Annotated in this window: 15 protein-coding genes and 1 pseudogene; 1 reads left to right on the forward strand and 15 read right to left on the reverse strand. The window is 71.7% G+C overall.

Annotated elements, in window-relative coordinates; all coding sequences use genetic code 11:
- From AC1DY2_RS06340 to glmS, 9 genes and pseudogenes are all read right to left on the reverse strand, one after another.
- A pseudogene (locus tag AC1DY2_RS06340) lies at window positions 1-215 on the reverse strand (2-oxoglutarate dehydrogenase, E2 component, dihydrolipoamide succinyltransferase); the annotation flags it as partial.
- A 42-nt stretch (window positions 216-257) separates the two neighbouring features.
- Entirely contained in the window at window positions 258-686 is a 429-nt protein-coding gene (locus AC1DY2_RS06345; RefSeq protein ID WP_476761648.1) for a DUF4190 domain-containing protein, read from the reverse strand.
- A gap of 144 nt (window positions 687-830) precedes the next feature.
- Window positions 831-1,883, reverse strand: a complete 1,053-nt coding sequence (tsaD, locus tag AC1DY2_RS06350) for a tRNA (adenosine(37)-N6)-threonylcarbamoyltransferase complex transferase subunit TsaD (RefSeq protein ID WP_476761649.1) — start codon at window positions 1,881-1,883, stop codon at window positions 831-833.
- Window positions 1,880-2,413 carry a ribosomal protein S18-alanine N-acetyltransferase gene (gene rimI / locus AC1DY2_RS06355; RefSeq protein WP_476761650.1) on the reverse strand — a complete coding sequence of 178 codons (534 nt, stop codon included), beginning with the start codon at window positions 2,411-2,413 and terminating at the stop codon, window positions 1,880-1,882. Before rimI ends, tsaD begins: the two co-directional genes overlap by 4 nt.
- On the reverse strand, window positions 2,410-3,030 hold the full coding sequence (tsaB, locus tag AC1DY2_RS06360; RefSeq protein ID WP_476761651.1) for a tRNA (adenosine(37)-N6)-threonylcarbamoyltransferase complex dimerization subunit type 1 TsaB: 621 nt from the start codon (window positions 3,028-3,030) through the stop codon (window positions 2,410-2,412). Before tsaB ends, rimI begins: the two co-directional genes overlap by 4 nt.
- 9 nt (window positions 3,031-3,039) lie before the next feature.
- Complete coding sequence (tsaE, locus tag AC1DY2_RS06365) at window positions 3,040-3,561, reverse strand: tRNA (adenosine(37)-N6)-threonylcarbamoyltransferase complex ATPase subunit type 1 TsaE (protein WP_476761652.1); 522 nt, start codon at window positions 3,559-3,561, stop codon at window positions 3,040-3,042.
- The gene (gene alr, locus AC1DY2_RS06370) at window positions 3,561-4,721 is read right to left on the reverse strand and encodes an alanine racemase (RefSeq protein WP_476761653.1); all 1,161 of its coding nucleotides are present in this window, start codon (window positions 4,719-4,721) and stop codon (window positions 3,561-3,563) included. The genes tsaE and alr overlap by 1 nt, the downstream gene beginning before the upstream one ends.
- On the reverse strand, window positions 4,718-5,086 hold the full coding sequence (locus AC1DY2_RS06375; RefSeq protein ID WP_476761654.1) for a holo-ACP synthase: 369 nt from the start codon (window positions 5,084-5,086) through the stop codon (window positions 4,718-4,720). Before AC1DY2_RS06375 ends, alr begins: the two co-directional genes overlap by 4 nt.
- 19 nt (window positions 5,087-5,105) lie before the next feature.
- On the reverse strand, window positions 5,106-6,956 hold the full coding sequence (gene glmS / locus AC1DY2_RS06380) for a glutamine--fructose-6-phosphate transaminase (isomerizing) (protein WP_476761655.1): 1,851 nt from the start codon (window positions 6,954-6,956) through the stop codon (window positions 5,106-5,108).
- A 79-nt stretch (window positions 6,957-7,035) separates the two neighbouring features.
- Between glmS and coaA the strand changes: the two genes are divergently transcribed.
- Window positions 7,036-7,992, forward strand: a complete 957-nt coding sequence (gene coaA / locus AC1DY2_RS06385) for a type I pantothenate kinase (protein ID WP_476761656.1) — start codon at window positions 7,036-7,038, stop codon at window positions 7,990-7,992.
- A 48-nt stretch (window positions 7,993-8,040) separates the two neighbouring features.
- Here coaA and glmM read toward each other — a convergent pair whose 3' ends face one another.
- The 6 genes from glmM to AC1DY2_RS06415 all read right to left on the reverse strand — a co-directional run bounded on the left by glmM (window position 8,041) and on the right by AC1DY2_RS06415 (window position 13,119).
- The gene (glmM, locus tag AC1DY2_RS06390; protein ID WP_476761657.1) at window positions 8,041-9,402 is read right to left on the reverse strand and encodes a phosphoglucosamine mutase; all 1,362 of its coding nucleotides are present in this window, start codon (window positions 9,400-9,402) and stop codon (window positions 8,041-8,043) included.
- A gap of 21 nt (window positions 9,403-9,423) precedes the next feature.
- Window positions 9,424-9,909 carry a 30S ribosomal protein S9 gene (gene rpsI / locus AC1DY2_RS06395; protein ID WP_159606543.1) on the reverse strand — a complete coding sequence of 162 codons (486 nt, stop codon included), beginning with the start codon at window positions 9,907-9,909 and terminating at the stop codon, window positions 9,424-9,426.
- A gap of 44 nt (window positions 9,910-9,953) precedes the next feature.
- Window positions 9,954-10,400 (reverse strand): 50S ribosomal protein L13, encoded by a 447-nt coding sequence (gene rplM / locus AC1DY2_RS06400; protein ID WP_309977353.1) that lies wholly within the window; start codon window positions 10,398-10,400, stop codon window positions 9,954-9,956.
- 136 nt (window positions 10,401-10,536) lie between these two features.
- A complete protein-coding gene (truA, locus tag AC1DY2_RS06405; protein ID WP_476761658.1) occupies window positions 10,537-11,463 on the reverse strand; it encodes a tRNA pseudouridine(38-40) synthase TruA in 927 nt (308 codons plus the stop codon).
- A gap of 83 nt (window positions 11,464-11,546) precedes the next feature.
- On the reverse strand, window positions 11,547-12,086 hold the full coding sequence (gene rplQ / locus AC1DY2_RS06410; RefSeq protein WP_476761659.1) for a 50S ribosomal protein L17: 540 nt from the start codon (window positions 12,084-12,086) through the stop codon (window positions 11,547-11,549).
- A 46-nt stretch (window positions 12,087-12,132) separates the two neighbouring features.
- Complete coding sequence (locus AC1DY2_RS06415; protein ID WP_130353495.1) at window positions 12,133-13,119, reverse strand: DNA-directed RNA polymerase subunit alpha; 987 nt, start codon at window positions 13,117-13,119, stop codon at window positions 12,133-12,135.
- Window positions 13,120-13,307 lie beyond the last annotated feature (188 nt).

Here is a 13,307-nt window from a genome sequence, read left to right on the forward strand (position 1 = left end):
GGTGCCGACGGCGCGCCGGGCGCCAAGGGCGGCGCCTCGGGCGCGGACGGCATGCCCGGGGCGGTCGGCTCCTCGGGCGCCGGGAACGTGGGCTCGGGCTCCGACGGAGCCGTGGGCTCCACCGGCGCCGGGGGCACCACGGGTTCGGTGGGCTCGACCGGCACCGCCGGCTCCGCCGGCACGGTCGGCTCGTCGGGGTTCCTGGGGTCACTCATGAGTACGTCCTTCTCGATCGGTGGTGCGGATGCCGCGACTGCTCAGTACTGAAGGTCGCCTGTCGTGCCGTAGTAGGTGACGAGCCACGCGCTCAGCGCGACCGCGACGATCACGCCGATGATGGCCAGGACGATGCCGGCGTAGCCGATGATGAGGCCGGCGAGGGCCATGCCGCGCCCCTGCTCGCCGGTCTTCTTGATCTGGCTCAGCGAGATGTGCCCGCAGATCACCGCGGCGATGGAGCCGATGCCCCACAGGATCACGATGCCGGCGATCGACGCGACGAGCGAGACGATCGCCAACGTGTTCGTCTTGGTGGCCGGCGGCTGGCCGTACGCCGTGGCGGGCTGCGGGTACGACGGGGCGGGCGTCGCCGGCGGGACCGCACCGTAGGCCGGGGCGGGCCMCGACGGGGGCGGCGGCGGGGGCACGGGAGTGCCCGGCTGCTCGGGAATGTTCGGATCGGTCACGGTCGGTGTTCCCCTCGATGCTGCGGATCGGATGTTCCACACGCCGCTGCGGCGGCGCGGCGGCGCTCGCCTCACGGCACCGCGGTCTCCGTTTCACACACTAGCGCGGTGGGCAGGCGGAGCGCAGCCTTCGAAGCCGCCCGGTCAGACCTGGATGTCGGTGACCGGCAGCGTCGAGTCGGCACCGAAGCCGAGCTGCGACGGAGCATGGCCCGCCATGATGAGTTGAGCGCCCAGGGCGGCGATCATGGCGCCGTTGTCGGTGCAGAGCGACAGCGGCGGGACCCGCAGCGCGATGCCCGCGGCATCCGCCCGCTGCTCGGCCACCTCGCGGAGTCGCGCGTTCGCCACGACCCCGCCCCCGAGGAGCAGGCGCGGCACGCCCAGGTCGTTGCACGCGGCGACGGCCTTGCCGACCAGCACGTCGACGACGGCCTCCCGGAAGCTCGCGGCCACGTCGGCGACGGGCACGGGCTCACCGGCCGCCTCGCGTTGCTCGACCCAGCGGGCCACCGCCGTCTTCAGCCCCGAGAAGCTGAAGTCGTAGCGATGCGCCACGAGGTCCTTGGGCAGGGTGAGCCCACGGGGGAAGCGGATCGCCGTGGGATCGCCTCCGAGCGCCGCGCGGTCGATCTCGGGGCCGCCGGGGTAGGGCAGGCCGAGCAGGCGCGCGACCTTGTCGAAGGCCTCGCCCGCGGCGTCGTCGATGGTCTCGCCGAGCAGCTCGACATCGGCGACCAGGTCACGCACGAGGAGGAGCGACGTGTGGCCTCCCGAGACGAGCAGCGCCACGGTCGGGGTCTCGAGCGGCGCCTCGTCGTCGAGGAGGTCGGCGCCGACGTGGCCGACGAGATGGTTCACGGCGTAGATCGGCTTCTCGAGCGCGAGCGAGAGCGCCTTGGCCGCGCCGACGCCGACCATGAGCGCGCCGGCGAGCCCCGGACCGCTCGTGACGGCCACCGCGTCCACATCGGCGAGCTCGACCTCGGCCTCGGCGAGCGCCGCCGCGATCGTCGGCCCCAGCGCCTCGAGGTGCGCGCGTGCCGCGACCTCGGGAACCACGCCGCCGTAGCGCGCGTGCTCCTCCATTGAGGAGGCGATGACATTGGCGAGGAGCGTGGTGCCGCGCACGATGCCGATGCCGGTCTCGTCGCAGGACGTCTCGATGCCGAGCACGAGCGGCGCCTCGCGGTTCACGCGACACCCCCATCGGCGGTGCCCGATGACGCTCCGGATGCCGCGGGCCCGGTCACCGCGGCCGGGACCTGCAGGCGCATGGCGATCGCGTCGACGTTGTCGGGCTGGTAGTAGCCCCGGCGCACGCCGATCTCGACGAATCCGAGCGACTCGTAGAGCGAGCGGGCGATCGGGTTGTCGGCACGCACTTCGAGGAAGAGCTCCGCGACGTGGCGGCGGCGGGCCTGCGTGATGAGCGCGTGCATCAGGCCACGGCCGAGGCCGATCCCACGCGCGAACCGCGCGACCGCGATGGTCTGGATGTCGCCCTGGCCGCTGCCCGACGGCGCGAGCAGTCCCGCGTAGCCCAGCAGGCGGCGCTCGGGTTCCTCCTCGTCCTCGTCGACCGCGACGAGGTAGTAGCCGTGCGGCCCCTCGAGCTCGCGGCGCATGGCGGCCTCGGGCCACGCGTCGTTCACGAAGGTCTCGCGCTCGAGCCGCATGATCGCGTCGAGGTCGTGGAGCTTCGCCCGGCGCATGAACACGCTCACTGCAGCACCCGCTTGCCGGCCGAGGGCGTCACGTCGGGCGCACGGAGGTAGAGCGGCACGTCATCGGCCAGCGGCAGGCGCCGGGCCGCGAACGCCAGCTCGGCCAGCATGCCGATCCCGCTGGCGGGAACGAGGTGCGCGTCGAGGCGAGTGCCCGGCGTCTGCGGAACCGCGTCGCGCGGGCTCAGCGCCGGGCCACCGGCGCGGCGCGGGAGTCCGTCGGGGTCGAGCCCGTCGTAGTCGGAGACCGCGAACTCCCGGCGGCGGGCGTCGGTCACGACCTGGAGGCGTCCGGCGCCCCCTGCGCGGTACCAGGCCCAGGCGACCGCATCGTGGCTCGGTACAGGCACGAAGGGGCGGCGGATTCCCACCGCGAAGGCGTGCGCAGCGGCGATGCCGACCCGAAGGCCCGTGAACGGCCCCGGCCCCATGCCGCCGGCGACGCCGGAGAGGTCGCCCGGGCGCACGCCCGCGGCATCCATCGCCTCGCGGATGAACCCGCCGACGACCTCGGCATGCCGCATCGTGTCGTCGGTGCCCGTCTCGGCGATCACCCCGCGGTCGCGGTCGACGACGGCGACACTCGTGCCCGTCGACGTGTCGATCGCGAGCAGCATGGTTCCAGCCTACCGGCCGACCGCGAACCGGGTTCCGGCCCAGCGGGGCCCGTACCCCCGGACGTCGAGCACGCGCGGCTCATCGGCGCCGAGGAGCTCCGCGTCGGCGGCATCCGTGGCGTCACCGACACCCGTGCCGTCGCCCGCCGCACCGGTGGGTCGCTCGATGACGACCTCGAGCCACGACTCGCCGGCGTCGTCGAGGAGCCCGGCACCCCACTCGACCACCACGACCGCGTGGTCGAAGTCGAGGTCGAGGTCGTCGAGCAGGGCTGCGCTGCCGAGCCGGTAGGCGTCGACGTGCACGAGCGACGGACCGCCGGCCAGGTTCGGGTGGGTGCGTGCCAGCACGAACGTCGGGCTCTGCACCGGGCCCCGGACGCCGAGGCCATCGCCGATGCCGCGCGTGAGGGTCGTCTTGCCCGCGCCGAGCGGGCCGGTCAGGAGCACGAGGTCGCCCGCGCGGAGGTCGGCGGCGAGCTCGCGGCCGAACGCCTCCATCGCGTCGGCGTCCGGGGCGTGCACCTCCATCACGCGGCCTCGCCCGGCGCCGCGCCCAGGTAGGTGCGGCCGACGCGAGGACCGATGCGGGTGACGATCTCGTAGCCGATGGTGCCGGATGCCGCCGCCCACTCGTCGGCGGTGGGCGCGCCGGTCGCGGGGTCGCCGAAGACTACGACTTCGTCGCCGACCGAGATCGCATCGTCGCCGACGTCGACGACGAACTGGTCCATGGCGATCCGGCCGACCACCGGTCGGCGCGTGCCGCCGATCAGCACCTCGGCGCCGCCGCCCGAGGCATGGCGCGGGATTCCGTCCGCGTAGCCGAGCGGCACGAGCGCGAGGGTCGTCGGACGCTCGGCGTGCCAGATGTGCGCGTACGAGGCGCCGGCACCCTCCTCGACGCGGCGGACCGCCGCCACGCGCGTGCGCAGCGTCATGGCCGGGGTGAGTCCGAGGTCCGCGGCGGTCGTGCCGTCGCCGAACGGCGTGAGCCCGTAGGTGCCGATGCCGATGCGCACGAGCTGGTAGCGCGACCGCGGGTCGCGGATGGCCTGCTCGGACGACGCGATGTGCCGCACGTCCGGTCGCAGGCCGGCTCGTTCGGCTTCGGCGAGCGCCCGCTCGAAGACGGCGAGCTGCGCGGCATCCACGTCGCGAGAGGTGTTCGCGAAGTGGCTGAAGATGCCCACGACGCTCATCGCGCCCGCGTGCTCGAGCTCGGCGGCACGAGCGACGACCTCGTGCCACTCGGACTCGGGCACGCCGTTGCGGCTGAGGCCGGTGTCGATCTTCAGGTGCACGCGGGCGGGACCCGCGGCGGCGGCGCGCTCGAGCTGCTCGGCGCTCGACACGCCGATCTCCACGTCGGCGGCGACCGCGCGCCCGAAGTCCGCCTCGGGGTCGTGGAGCCAGGCGAGGATCGGCGCCTCGATGCCCGCGTCCCGGAGTTCGAGCGCCTCATCGAGGTCGGCGACGCCGAGGCGCGCCGCCCCTCCGGCGAGCGCGGCCCGCGCGCAGGCGACGGCACCGTGGCCGTAGGCGTTCGCCTTGACCACGGCCATCACCTCGGCGGGTGCCACACGGTCAGCCAGGACGCGTACGTTGTGCTCGACCGCGCCGAGGTCGACGACGGCCTCGCGGAACGGCCGCGCCGCGGCATCCGGCGCCGACTCGGCGATCGCCGTCATCGCGAACCGCCACCAGCGGACTCGAGCACCACGAACGCGCTGGCGATGCCCGCATCGTGGCTCATCGAGAGGTGCACGTGGTCGATGCCGAGGCGACGGACGTGCTCGGCGAGGTCGCCCGACAGGGCGAAGTCGGGGTTGCCGTCCGCGTCCTGCACCACCCGCATCTCATGCCACCGGATGACGGCGTGGCCGCCGAGCGCCTTGATGAGCGACTCCTTCGCCGCGAACCGCGCGGCGAGCGACCGCGCCGGCCGGTCGCGTTCGCTCTCGGCGAACAGTCGCTCGACGAGCGCCGGCGTGCGGGTGATCGAGCGCTCGAACCGAGCGATGTCGACCACGTCGATGCCGATGCCGACGATCACGGCGCCTCCTGCTCCCGGGTCATTCCACCGTCACGGACTTCGCGAGGTTGCGGGGCTGGTCGACGTCGAGGCCCTTCGCCTGTGCGAGCTCCATCGCGAAGACCTGCAGCGGCACGACCGCGAGGAGCGGCTCGAAGAGCGGAGCGGCGAGCGGGATCCGGATGACCTCATCGGCGAACGGCAGCACGGCGGCGTCGCCCGCCTCGGCGATGGCGATCACTCGGGCGCCGCGGGCACGGATCTCCTGGATGTTCGACACGACCTTCGGGTGCAGGTTCGCCGAGCCGCGCGGGCTGGGCACCACCACGAAGACCGGCTGGCCGGGCTCGATGAGGGCGATGGGGCCGTGCTTCAGCTCGCCGGCGGCGAAGCCCTCGGCGTGGATGTACGCGAGCTCCTTGAGCTTCAGCGCACCCTCCAGCGCGATCGGATAGCCCACATGACGCCCGAGGAACAGCACGGACCGGGTGTCGGCCATCCAGCGCGCCAGTTGCCCGACCCGCTCGGCCTGGCCCAACACGGTCGCGAGCTTCTCGGGTACCGCCTGCAGCTCGGCGAGCTGCACGCCAAGCTCCTCGTCGGTCAGCGTGCCGCGCACTCGCGCCAGGTGCAGGCCGAACAGGTAGAGCGCGGCGATCTGCGCGACGAAGGCCTTCGTCGAGGCGACGGCGACCTCGGGGCCGGCGTGCGTGTAGACGACGGCGTCGGACTCGCGCGGGATCGTCGCCCCCTGGGTGTTGCAGATCGAGATCGTGCGCGCCCCCATCTCGCGGGCGTACTTCACCGCCATGAGCGTGTCCATGGTCTCACCCGATTGGCTGATGGAGACCACCAGCGTGCCCTCGTCGAGCACGGGCTCGCGGTAGCGGAACTCGTGACTGAGCTCGACCTCGACGGGAACCCTGGCCCACTGCTCGATGGCGTACTTCGCGACCATGCCGGCGTAGGCCGCCGTGCCGCAGGCGATCACGGTGATGCGACGGATGGCGCGAAGCTCCTCGTCTCCGAAGGACGCGAGCTCGGGAATGTGCACCTGTCCCTCGCTGATGCGACCGCGCAGCGTGTTCGCCACCGCGTCGGGCTGCTCCGACACCTCCTTGCGCATGAACGAGGACCAGCCGCCCTTCTCGGCGGCGGATGCGTCCCACGCCACGTCGAACGGCTCCACCTCGACGGGCTCGCCCGCGAAGTCGGTGACCGTGACGCCGTCGGCGGTGATGGTGACGATCTGGTCCTGGCCGATGGCCACGGCGCGCTTCGTGAACTCGACGAAGGCGGCGACATCAGAGCCCAGGAAGTTCTCGCCGTCGCCGAGGCCGATGACGAGGGGCGAGTTGCGTCGGGCGCCGACGACCACACCGGGCTGGTCGCGGTGCACGGCCAGCAGCGTGAACGCCCCGTCGAGGCGCGACACGGTCGCGCGGAACGCCTCGGTGAGCTCGCCGACACGGCGGTACTCACGGCCGAGTAGTACGGCAGCGACCTCGGTGTCGGTCTCGCTCTCGAAGACATAGCCCTCGGCGAGGAGCTCGTCCTTCAGCTCGGAGAAGTTCTCGATGATGCCGTTGTGGATGAGGGCGAGCCGGCCCTCGTCGCCGAGGTGCGGATGCGCGTTCCGATCGGTCGGTCCGCCGTGCGTCGCCCAACGGGTGTGGCCGATGCCGGTGCCGCCGCGGTGCAGCGGCGACGCCTCGAGGTCGTCGGCGAGCACCTGCAGCTTGCCCGCGCGCTTGGCGGTCTCGATGACGCCGTCGTCATCGACGATCGCGACTCCCGCCGAGTCGTATCCGCGATATTCCAGTCGGCTGAGACCAGCCATGAGCACGTCGAGGCTGTTGCGCTCTCCGACATACCCGACGATTCCACACATAGGGGCGATTCTACTGGCGGGCTCCTGGACAGATCCGTCACCGCCCGAGCCCGGACGGGCCCGACACTAGACTGACACGGTGCTGGATCCGCAGAGCCCGTCGTCGCACGTCGCGCAGATCTCGCCCTTCATCGAACTCGGCCGGGCGGACTGGGCCGCGCTCGCCCCCTCGATCCCCTCGCCGCTGCGCGAGACCGAGATCGTCCAGCTGCGCGGACTCGGCGAGCCGCTCGACCTGCGCGAGGTCGCCGAGGTGTACCTGCCGCTGAGCCGCCTGCTCAACCTCTACGTCGGCGGTACGAAGTCGCTCCACGACGTGACGAGCGAGTTCCTTCGCGAACGCGTCGAAGCGACGCCCTTCGTGATCGGCGTGGCGGGGTCGGTCGCGGTGGGCAAGTCGACGATCGCGCGGCTCCTCCGCGAACTGCTCGCCCGGTGGGAGCACACGCCGCGCGTCGAGCTCGTGACCACCGACGGCTTCCTGTTCCCCAACGCCGAGCTCGAGCGTCGCGGCCTCATGGCACGCAAGGGCTTCCCCGAGTCGTACGACCGACGGGCGCTCCTGCGGTTCGTCAGCGAGGTCAAGGCCGGCGCCGCTGAGGTGCGGGCCCCGTTCTACTCCCACCTCGCCTACGACATCGTCCCCGACGCGCAGGTCACCGTGCGCCGTCCCGACGTGCTCATCATCGAGGGCCTCAACGTGCTGCAGCCGCCCGGGCCGGGGCATCGCCTCGCCGTCAGCGACCTCTTCGACTTCAGCATCTACGTCGACGCGCGCACGAGCGACATCGCGCGCTGGTACGAGGAGCGCTTCCTCAAGCTGCAGCGCGGCGCGTTCTCGAACCCGCGCTCCTACTTCCACCGGTACGCGAGCCTGACCGAGGCCGAGGCGCGCCAGCGGGCGGGCGACATCTGGCGGTCGATCAACGAGCCGAACCTCCTGCAGAACATCCGGCCGACCCGCTCGCGGGCGTCGCTGGTGCTCCGCAAGAGCGCCGACCACACCGTGTCGAGCGTGCTGCTCCGCAAGCTCTGACCAGGCCGGGYGAAGCCCGTTCAGCCGGCCGCGTGAGCGGCCGCGGCGTCAGACCGTGAGTCGCTCGCGCACGACCTCGGCCAGTGCGGCGGCGTGGCGCTCGGCCGTGCCCTGGTCGGCCGCCTCGACCATGACGCGGACCATCGGCTCGGTGCCGGACGGGCGCAGCAGCACGCGACCCGTGTCGCCGAGCTCGGCCTCCGCGGCCGCGACCGCCGCCGCGACCTGCGCGTCGTCGTGGAGGCCATGGTGGTCGACCCCGCGCACGTTCACGAGCACCTGGGGGTACACGGTCATGACCGACGCCAGCTCGGCGAGGGTACGCCCCGTGCGGGCCATCTCGGCGGCCAGGTGCAGTCCGGTCAGCACCCCGTCGCCCGTCGTGGCGAACTCGGTCATGATGACGTGGCCCGACTGCTCGCCGCCCAGGGCGAGCTTCTCGGCTGCGAGCGCTTCGAGCACGTAGCGATCGCCGACCTTCGTCTCGATGACCCGGATGCCGCGCTCCGCCATCGCCCGCCGCAGCCCGAGGTTCGACATCACGGTGACGACGAGCGTGTCGTCGGTGAGGGTACCGCGCTCGTGCATCGAGACGGCCAGGATCGCCATGATCTGGTCGCCGTCGACCACGTTGCCGTCGGCATCGAYGGCGAGGCAGCGGTCGGCGTCGCCGTCATGGGCGATGCCGAGGTCGGCGCCGTGCTCTCGCACCGCCGCCTGGAGCAGGCCGAGATGGGTGGAGCCGACACCGTCGTTGATGTTCATGCCGTCGGGGTCGGCGCCGATCACGGTGACGGTCGCGCCCGCATCGCGGAAGGTCTCCGGCGAGACGCCGGCGGCGGCACCGTGGGCGCAGTCGAGCACGACGTGCAGGCCGTCGAGGCGGTTGGGAAGGGTGCCGAGCAGGTGGACCACGTAGCGGTCCTCGGCGTCGGAGAAGCGGCGGATGCGGCCGACGCCGTCGCCGACGGGGGCAAGCTTCGGCTTGCCGAGGTGGGACTCGATACGGTCCTCGACCTCGTCGGGGAGCTTCGTGCCGCCGAACGAGAAGAACTTGATGCCGTTGTCGGGGGCGGGGTTGTGCGAGGCGGAGATCATCACGCCGAAGTCCGCGCCGATCGAGTCGATCAGGAACGCGGTCGCCGGTGTCGGGATGACCCCGGCGTCGAGCACGTCGACCCCGGAGCTGGCGAGCCCGGCCGCGACCGCCGCGATGAGGAACTCGCCCGAGACGCGGGGGTCGCGCGCGACCACGGCGACGGGCCGTCGGCCGGTGGCGCGCAGTTCGTCGGCGTGCCGCCCCCGCGTGAGGACGGCGGCAGCCGCCTGGGCGAGGCCCAGGGCCAGGTCAGCCGTGAGATCACGGTTGGCGAGGCCCCGGACCCCGTCGGTTCCGAAGAGCCGAGGCATTCGGAGAGCCGGAGACCCGGATCAGCGCTTCGAGAACTGAGGCGCCTTGCGGGCCTTCTTGAGACCGGCCTTCTTGCGCTCGATGACGCGGGCGTCACGAGTGAGGAAGCCGGCCTTCTTCAGGGTCGCGCGGTTGTTCTCGCGGTCGATCTCGTTGAGCGCACGGGCGATCGCGAGGCGCAGCGCACCGGCCTGGCCCGAGGGGCCGCCGCCGGTGATGCGGGCGATCACGTCGTACGAGCCGGAGAGCTCGAGCACGGTGAACGGGTCGGTGATGAGCTGCTGGTGCAGCTTGTTCGGGAAGTAGTCCGCGAACTCACGGCCGTTGACCGTGATGCCGCCGGCGCCGGGGGCGATGCGCACGCGGGCGATGGCCTGCTTGCGACGACCGACGGCCGCGCCCGACACGTTGAGCACGGGGCGGGGGGTGGTGGGTGCGGCCGAGGGGGTGCTCTCGGTCGTGTAGCTCTCGGGAGCCGCTTCGATCTGGTCTGCGATCTTCGCCATTTTGGTGTGAATCCTTATTTCGAGAACGTCGAGGGTGCCGGGAGTTACTGGGCGACCTGGGTGAGGGTGTACGGCTTGGGCTGCTGCGCCGCGTGGGGGTGCTCGGGGCCGGCGTAGACCTTGAGCTTCTTGAGCTGGGCGCGACCGAGGGAGTTCTTCGGGAGCATGCCGCGGATCGCCTTCTCGACGGCCCGGACGGGGTTCTTCTCGAGGAGCTCGGCGTAGCTGACGGCCTTCAGGCCGCCCGGGTACCCCGAGTGGCGGTAGGCCTTCTTCTGCTCGAGCTTCTGGCCGGTGAGGGCCACCTTGTCGGCGTTCACGATGATGACGAAGTCACCGGTGTCGACGTGGTTCGCGAAGATCGCCTTGTGCTTGCCGCGCAGGAGCGCAGCCGAGTGGCTGGCGAGGCGGCCGAGCACGATGTCGGTGGCGTCGATGACGACCCAGTCACGCTGGATCTCGTTCGACTTGGGAGTGTAGGTGCGCGTCACGGAAGTGCTGCTTTCTGGTCGAGAGAGGGGTTCGTGAATCCCACTCCGGGGGGAGTTCGCCCGCGATGCGAGCGAACGCCCTGGTGGAGGGCTCATCTTCGGGTGCCGGCGCAGATGGCGGCACCAAAGAGATAGCTTAGCCGACGACGCCCTCGGCATGCAATTCGCGACGTCGCCGCGTCTGCGCGGCCCGCGCTTCGAGCTCCGCGTCGTCGGGATAGCCGACCTCGGTCAACACGAGGCCCTTGGCCGGCATGACCGTGAACGCGCTCGTGCGTTCGGCCGCGTGCAGCAGCGCCTCGGGTTGTGCCTGGTCGAGCCGCCCCTCCCCCACCGCGACGCACGCGCCGACGAGCGCGCGAACCATCGAGTGGCAGAAGGCGTCCGCCTGGAGGGAGGCCACGAGCACGCCGTCCGACKAGCGCGTCCACCGGTAGGCCTGTAGGGTGCGGATGGTGGTCGCGCCCTCGCGCGGGCGGCAGAACGCCGCGAAGTCGTGCAGGCCCACGAGCGAGGCGGCAGCGGCATCCATCGCCCGCTCGTCGAGGCGCTTCGGACGGCCGGCGGTGCGTCGCCGTGCGAGGGGATCGCGTTGGGAGGCTGCGTCGGCGATGCGGTACTCATAGCGCCGCCAGATCGCGGAGAAGCGCGCGTCGAACCCGGCCGGAGCGCACTCGGCGTGGGTGACCACGACATCGGCGTCGGCACCCAGGATGCCCGTGAGGCGGCGGGCCAGCGTCTGCTCGGGCGTGGCATCCTCGTCTTGGCCTCGTCGCGGTCGCGCGACCGCGGCGAGCGCCGCCTCCGGCACGTCGAGGTGGGCGACCTGGCCGAGGGCGTGCACGCCCGCATCGGTGCGTCCGGCGACGGTGAGCCGCGGCACGGCGCCCGTGCGGCGGAAGAGCGTCCCGAGCGCCTCCTCGAGCACGCCCTGCACGGTGCGGAGGCCCGGCTGCCGGCTCCAGCCGTTGAAGTCGGTGCCGTCGTAGGCGATGCCGAGGCGCACGCGCACGACGGATGCCGCGGCATCCGTCTCGTCGACGACGGTCTCGTACTCGGGCATACGACCAGCCTAGAGCGACGCTCGGCCGGGACGACGAACGGCCCCGGTGCAGTGCACCGGGGCCGTTCTCGAGCGTTGCGAGGCTACTTGACCTCGGCGGGCTCCTCGGTCGACTCCTCGGACGCCTCGGCGCCGGCGGCCTCGTCGACCGCGGCCTCGGCCTCGGTCACGACCTCGTCGGTCGACTCGACCTCGGGCTCGGCGGCGGGAGCCTCGTCGGCGGCCGGAGCGGCGGCCGGCTTGGCGGCGCGCTGCTTCGGGGTCACGGGCTCGAGCACGAGCTCGATGACCGCCATGGGCGCGTTGTCGCCCTTGYGGTTGCCGATCTTCGTGATGCGGGTGTAGCCGCCCTGGCGGTCGGCGACCTGCGGCGCGATGATCGCGAACAGCTCGTGCACGACGGCCTTGTCGCCGATCACGCCGAGGACGCGACGGCGGGCGTGCAGGTCACCGCGCTTCGCGAACGTCACGAGACGCTCGGCGAGGGGACGCAGGCGCTTGGCCTTGGTCTCGGTGGTGGTGATGCGCTTGTGCGTGAAGAGCGCTGCGGCGAGGTTCGCGAGCAGGAGCCGCTCGTGCGCGGGTCCGCCTCCGAGGCGGGGGCCCTTGGTGGGCTTCGGCATGGTTCGTTATCTCCAGTGGTGGGGTGTCAGTACGGCGGGCGGTCGACTAGTTCTCGTCGTCGAAGCCCGTGTAGAAGTGGGCGCCGTCGAATCCGGGCACGGAGTCCTTCAGGGAAAGACCCATCTCGGTGAGCTTGTCCTTGACCTCATCCACCGACTTCTGGCCGAAGTTGCGGATGTTCATGAGCTGCGACTCCGAGAGGGCGACGAGCTCCGACACCGTGTTGATGCCCTCGCGCTTCAGGCAGTTGTAGCTCCGCACCGACAGGTCGAGGTCCTCGATGGGGATCGAGAGCTCGCTGGAGAGCACGGCGTCGACCGGCGCGGGGCCGATCTCGATGCCCTCGGCCGCGACGTTCAGCTCGCGGGCGAGGCCGAACAGCTCGGTGAGCGTGCGACCCGCCGAGGCGATGGCGTCGCGCGGGGTGATGGCCGGCTTCGACTCGACGTCGACCACGAGGCGGTCGAAGTCGGTGCGCTCGCCGGCACGGGTGGCCTCGACGCGGTAGGTGACCTTGAGCACCGGCGAGTAGATCGAGTCGACCGGGATCTGGCCCGCCTCGGAGTACTCGTTGCGGTTCTGGCTGGCCGACACGTAGCCGCGGCCGCGCTCGATCGTGAGCTCGAGCTCGAACTTCGCCGAGTCGTTGAGCGTGGCGATCACGAGCTCGGGGTTGTGCACCTCGACACCGGCCGGAGCGGAGATGTCAGCGGCCGTGACCTCACCGGCGCCCTGCTTGCGCAGGTAGGCGGTGATGGGCTCGTCGTGCTCGCTCGAGACGACGAGGTTCTTGATGTTGAGGATGATCTCGGTGACATCCTCCTTCACGCCCGGAACGGTCGAGAACTCGTGGAGCACGCCGTCGATGCGGATGCTCGTCACGGCTGCGCCGGGGATCGAGGAGAGGAGGGTGCGACGGAGCGAGTTGCCCAGGGTGTAACCGAAGCCCGGCTCGAGGGGCTCGATCACGAAACGCGAACGGAACTCCGAGATGTTCTCTTCGGTGAGCGTCGGGCGCTGTGCGATCAGCACTGTGGATTCCTTTCGGCAGGGTGTCCGCTATATGACACCTGCGAGTACGAGGATCTTGAGTTGTTGAGAGAACGGATGCTGCGGGCCGGGGAGCACCCGGCGAACCGGGCGCGTCGCGGGACCCGTTCGCAACCCGCGACGGCCTGGCTCCCCGGTCCGCAGGACGGAAGGGACAGACGCGGCGGCGC

The organism is Agromyces sp. P1_H4 (assembly GCF_056405255.1).

Excerpts from the sequence above, each read along its gene's own strand:
- tsaB (WP_476761651.1), bottom strand. The coding sequence starts at position 3,030 with ATGCTGCTCGCGATCGACACGTCGACGGGCACGAGTGTCGCCGTCGTC.
- tsaE (WP_476761652.1), bottom strand. The coding sequence starts at position 3,561 with ATGGAGGTGCACGCCCCGGACGCCGACGCGATGGAGGCGTTCGGCCGC.
- alr (WP_476761653.1), bottom strand. The coding sequence starts at position 4,721 with ATGACGGCGATCGCCGAGTCGGCGCCGGATGCCGCGGCGCGGCCGTTC.
- glmS (WP_476761655.1), bottom strand. The coding sequence starts at position 6,956 with ATGTGTGGAATCGTCGGGTATGTCGGAGAGCGCAACAGCCTCGACGTG.
- rpsI (WP_159606543.1), bottom strand. The coding sequence starts at position 9,909 with ATGGCGAAGATCGCAGACCAGATCGAAGCGGCTCCCGAGAGCTACACG.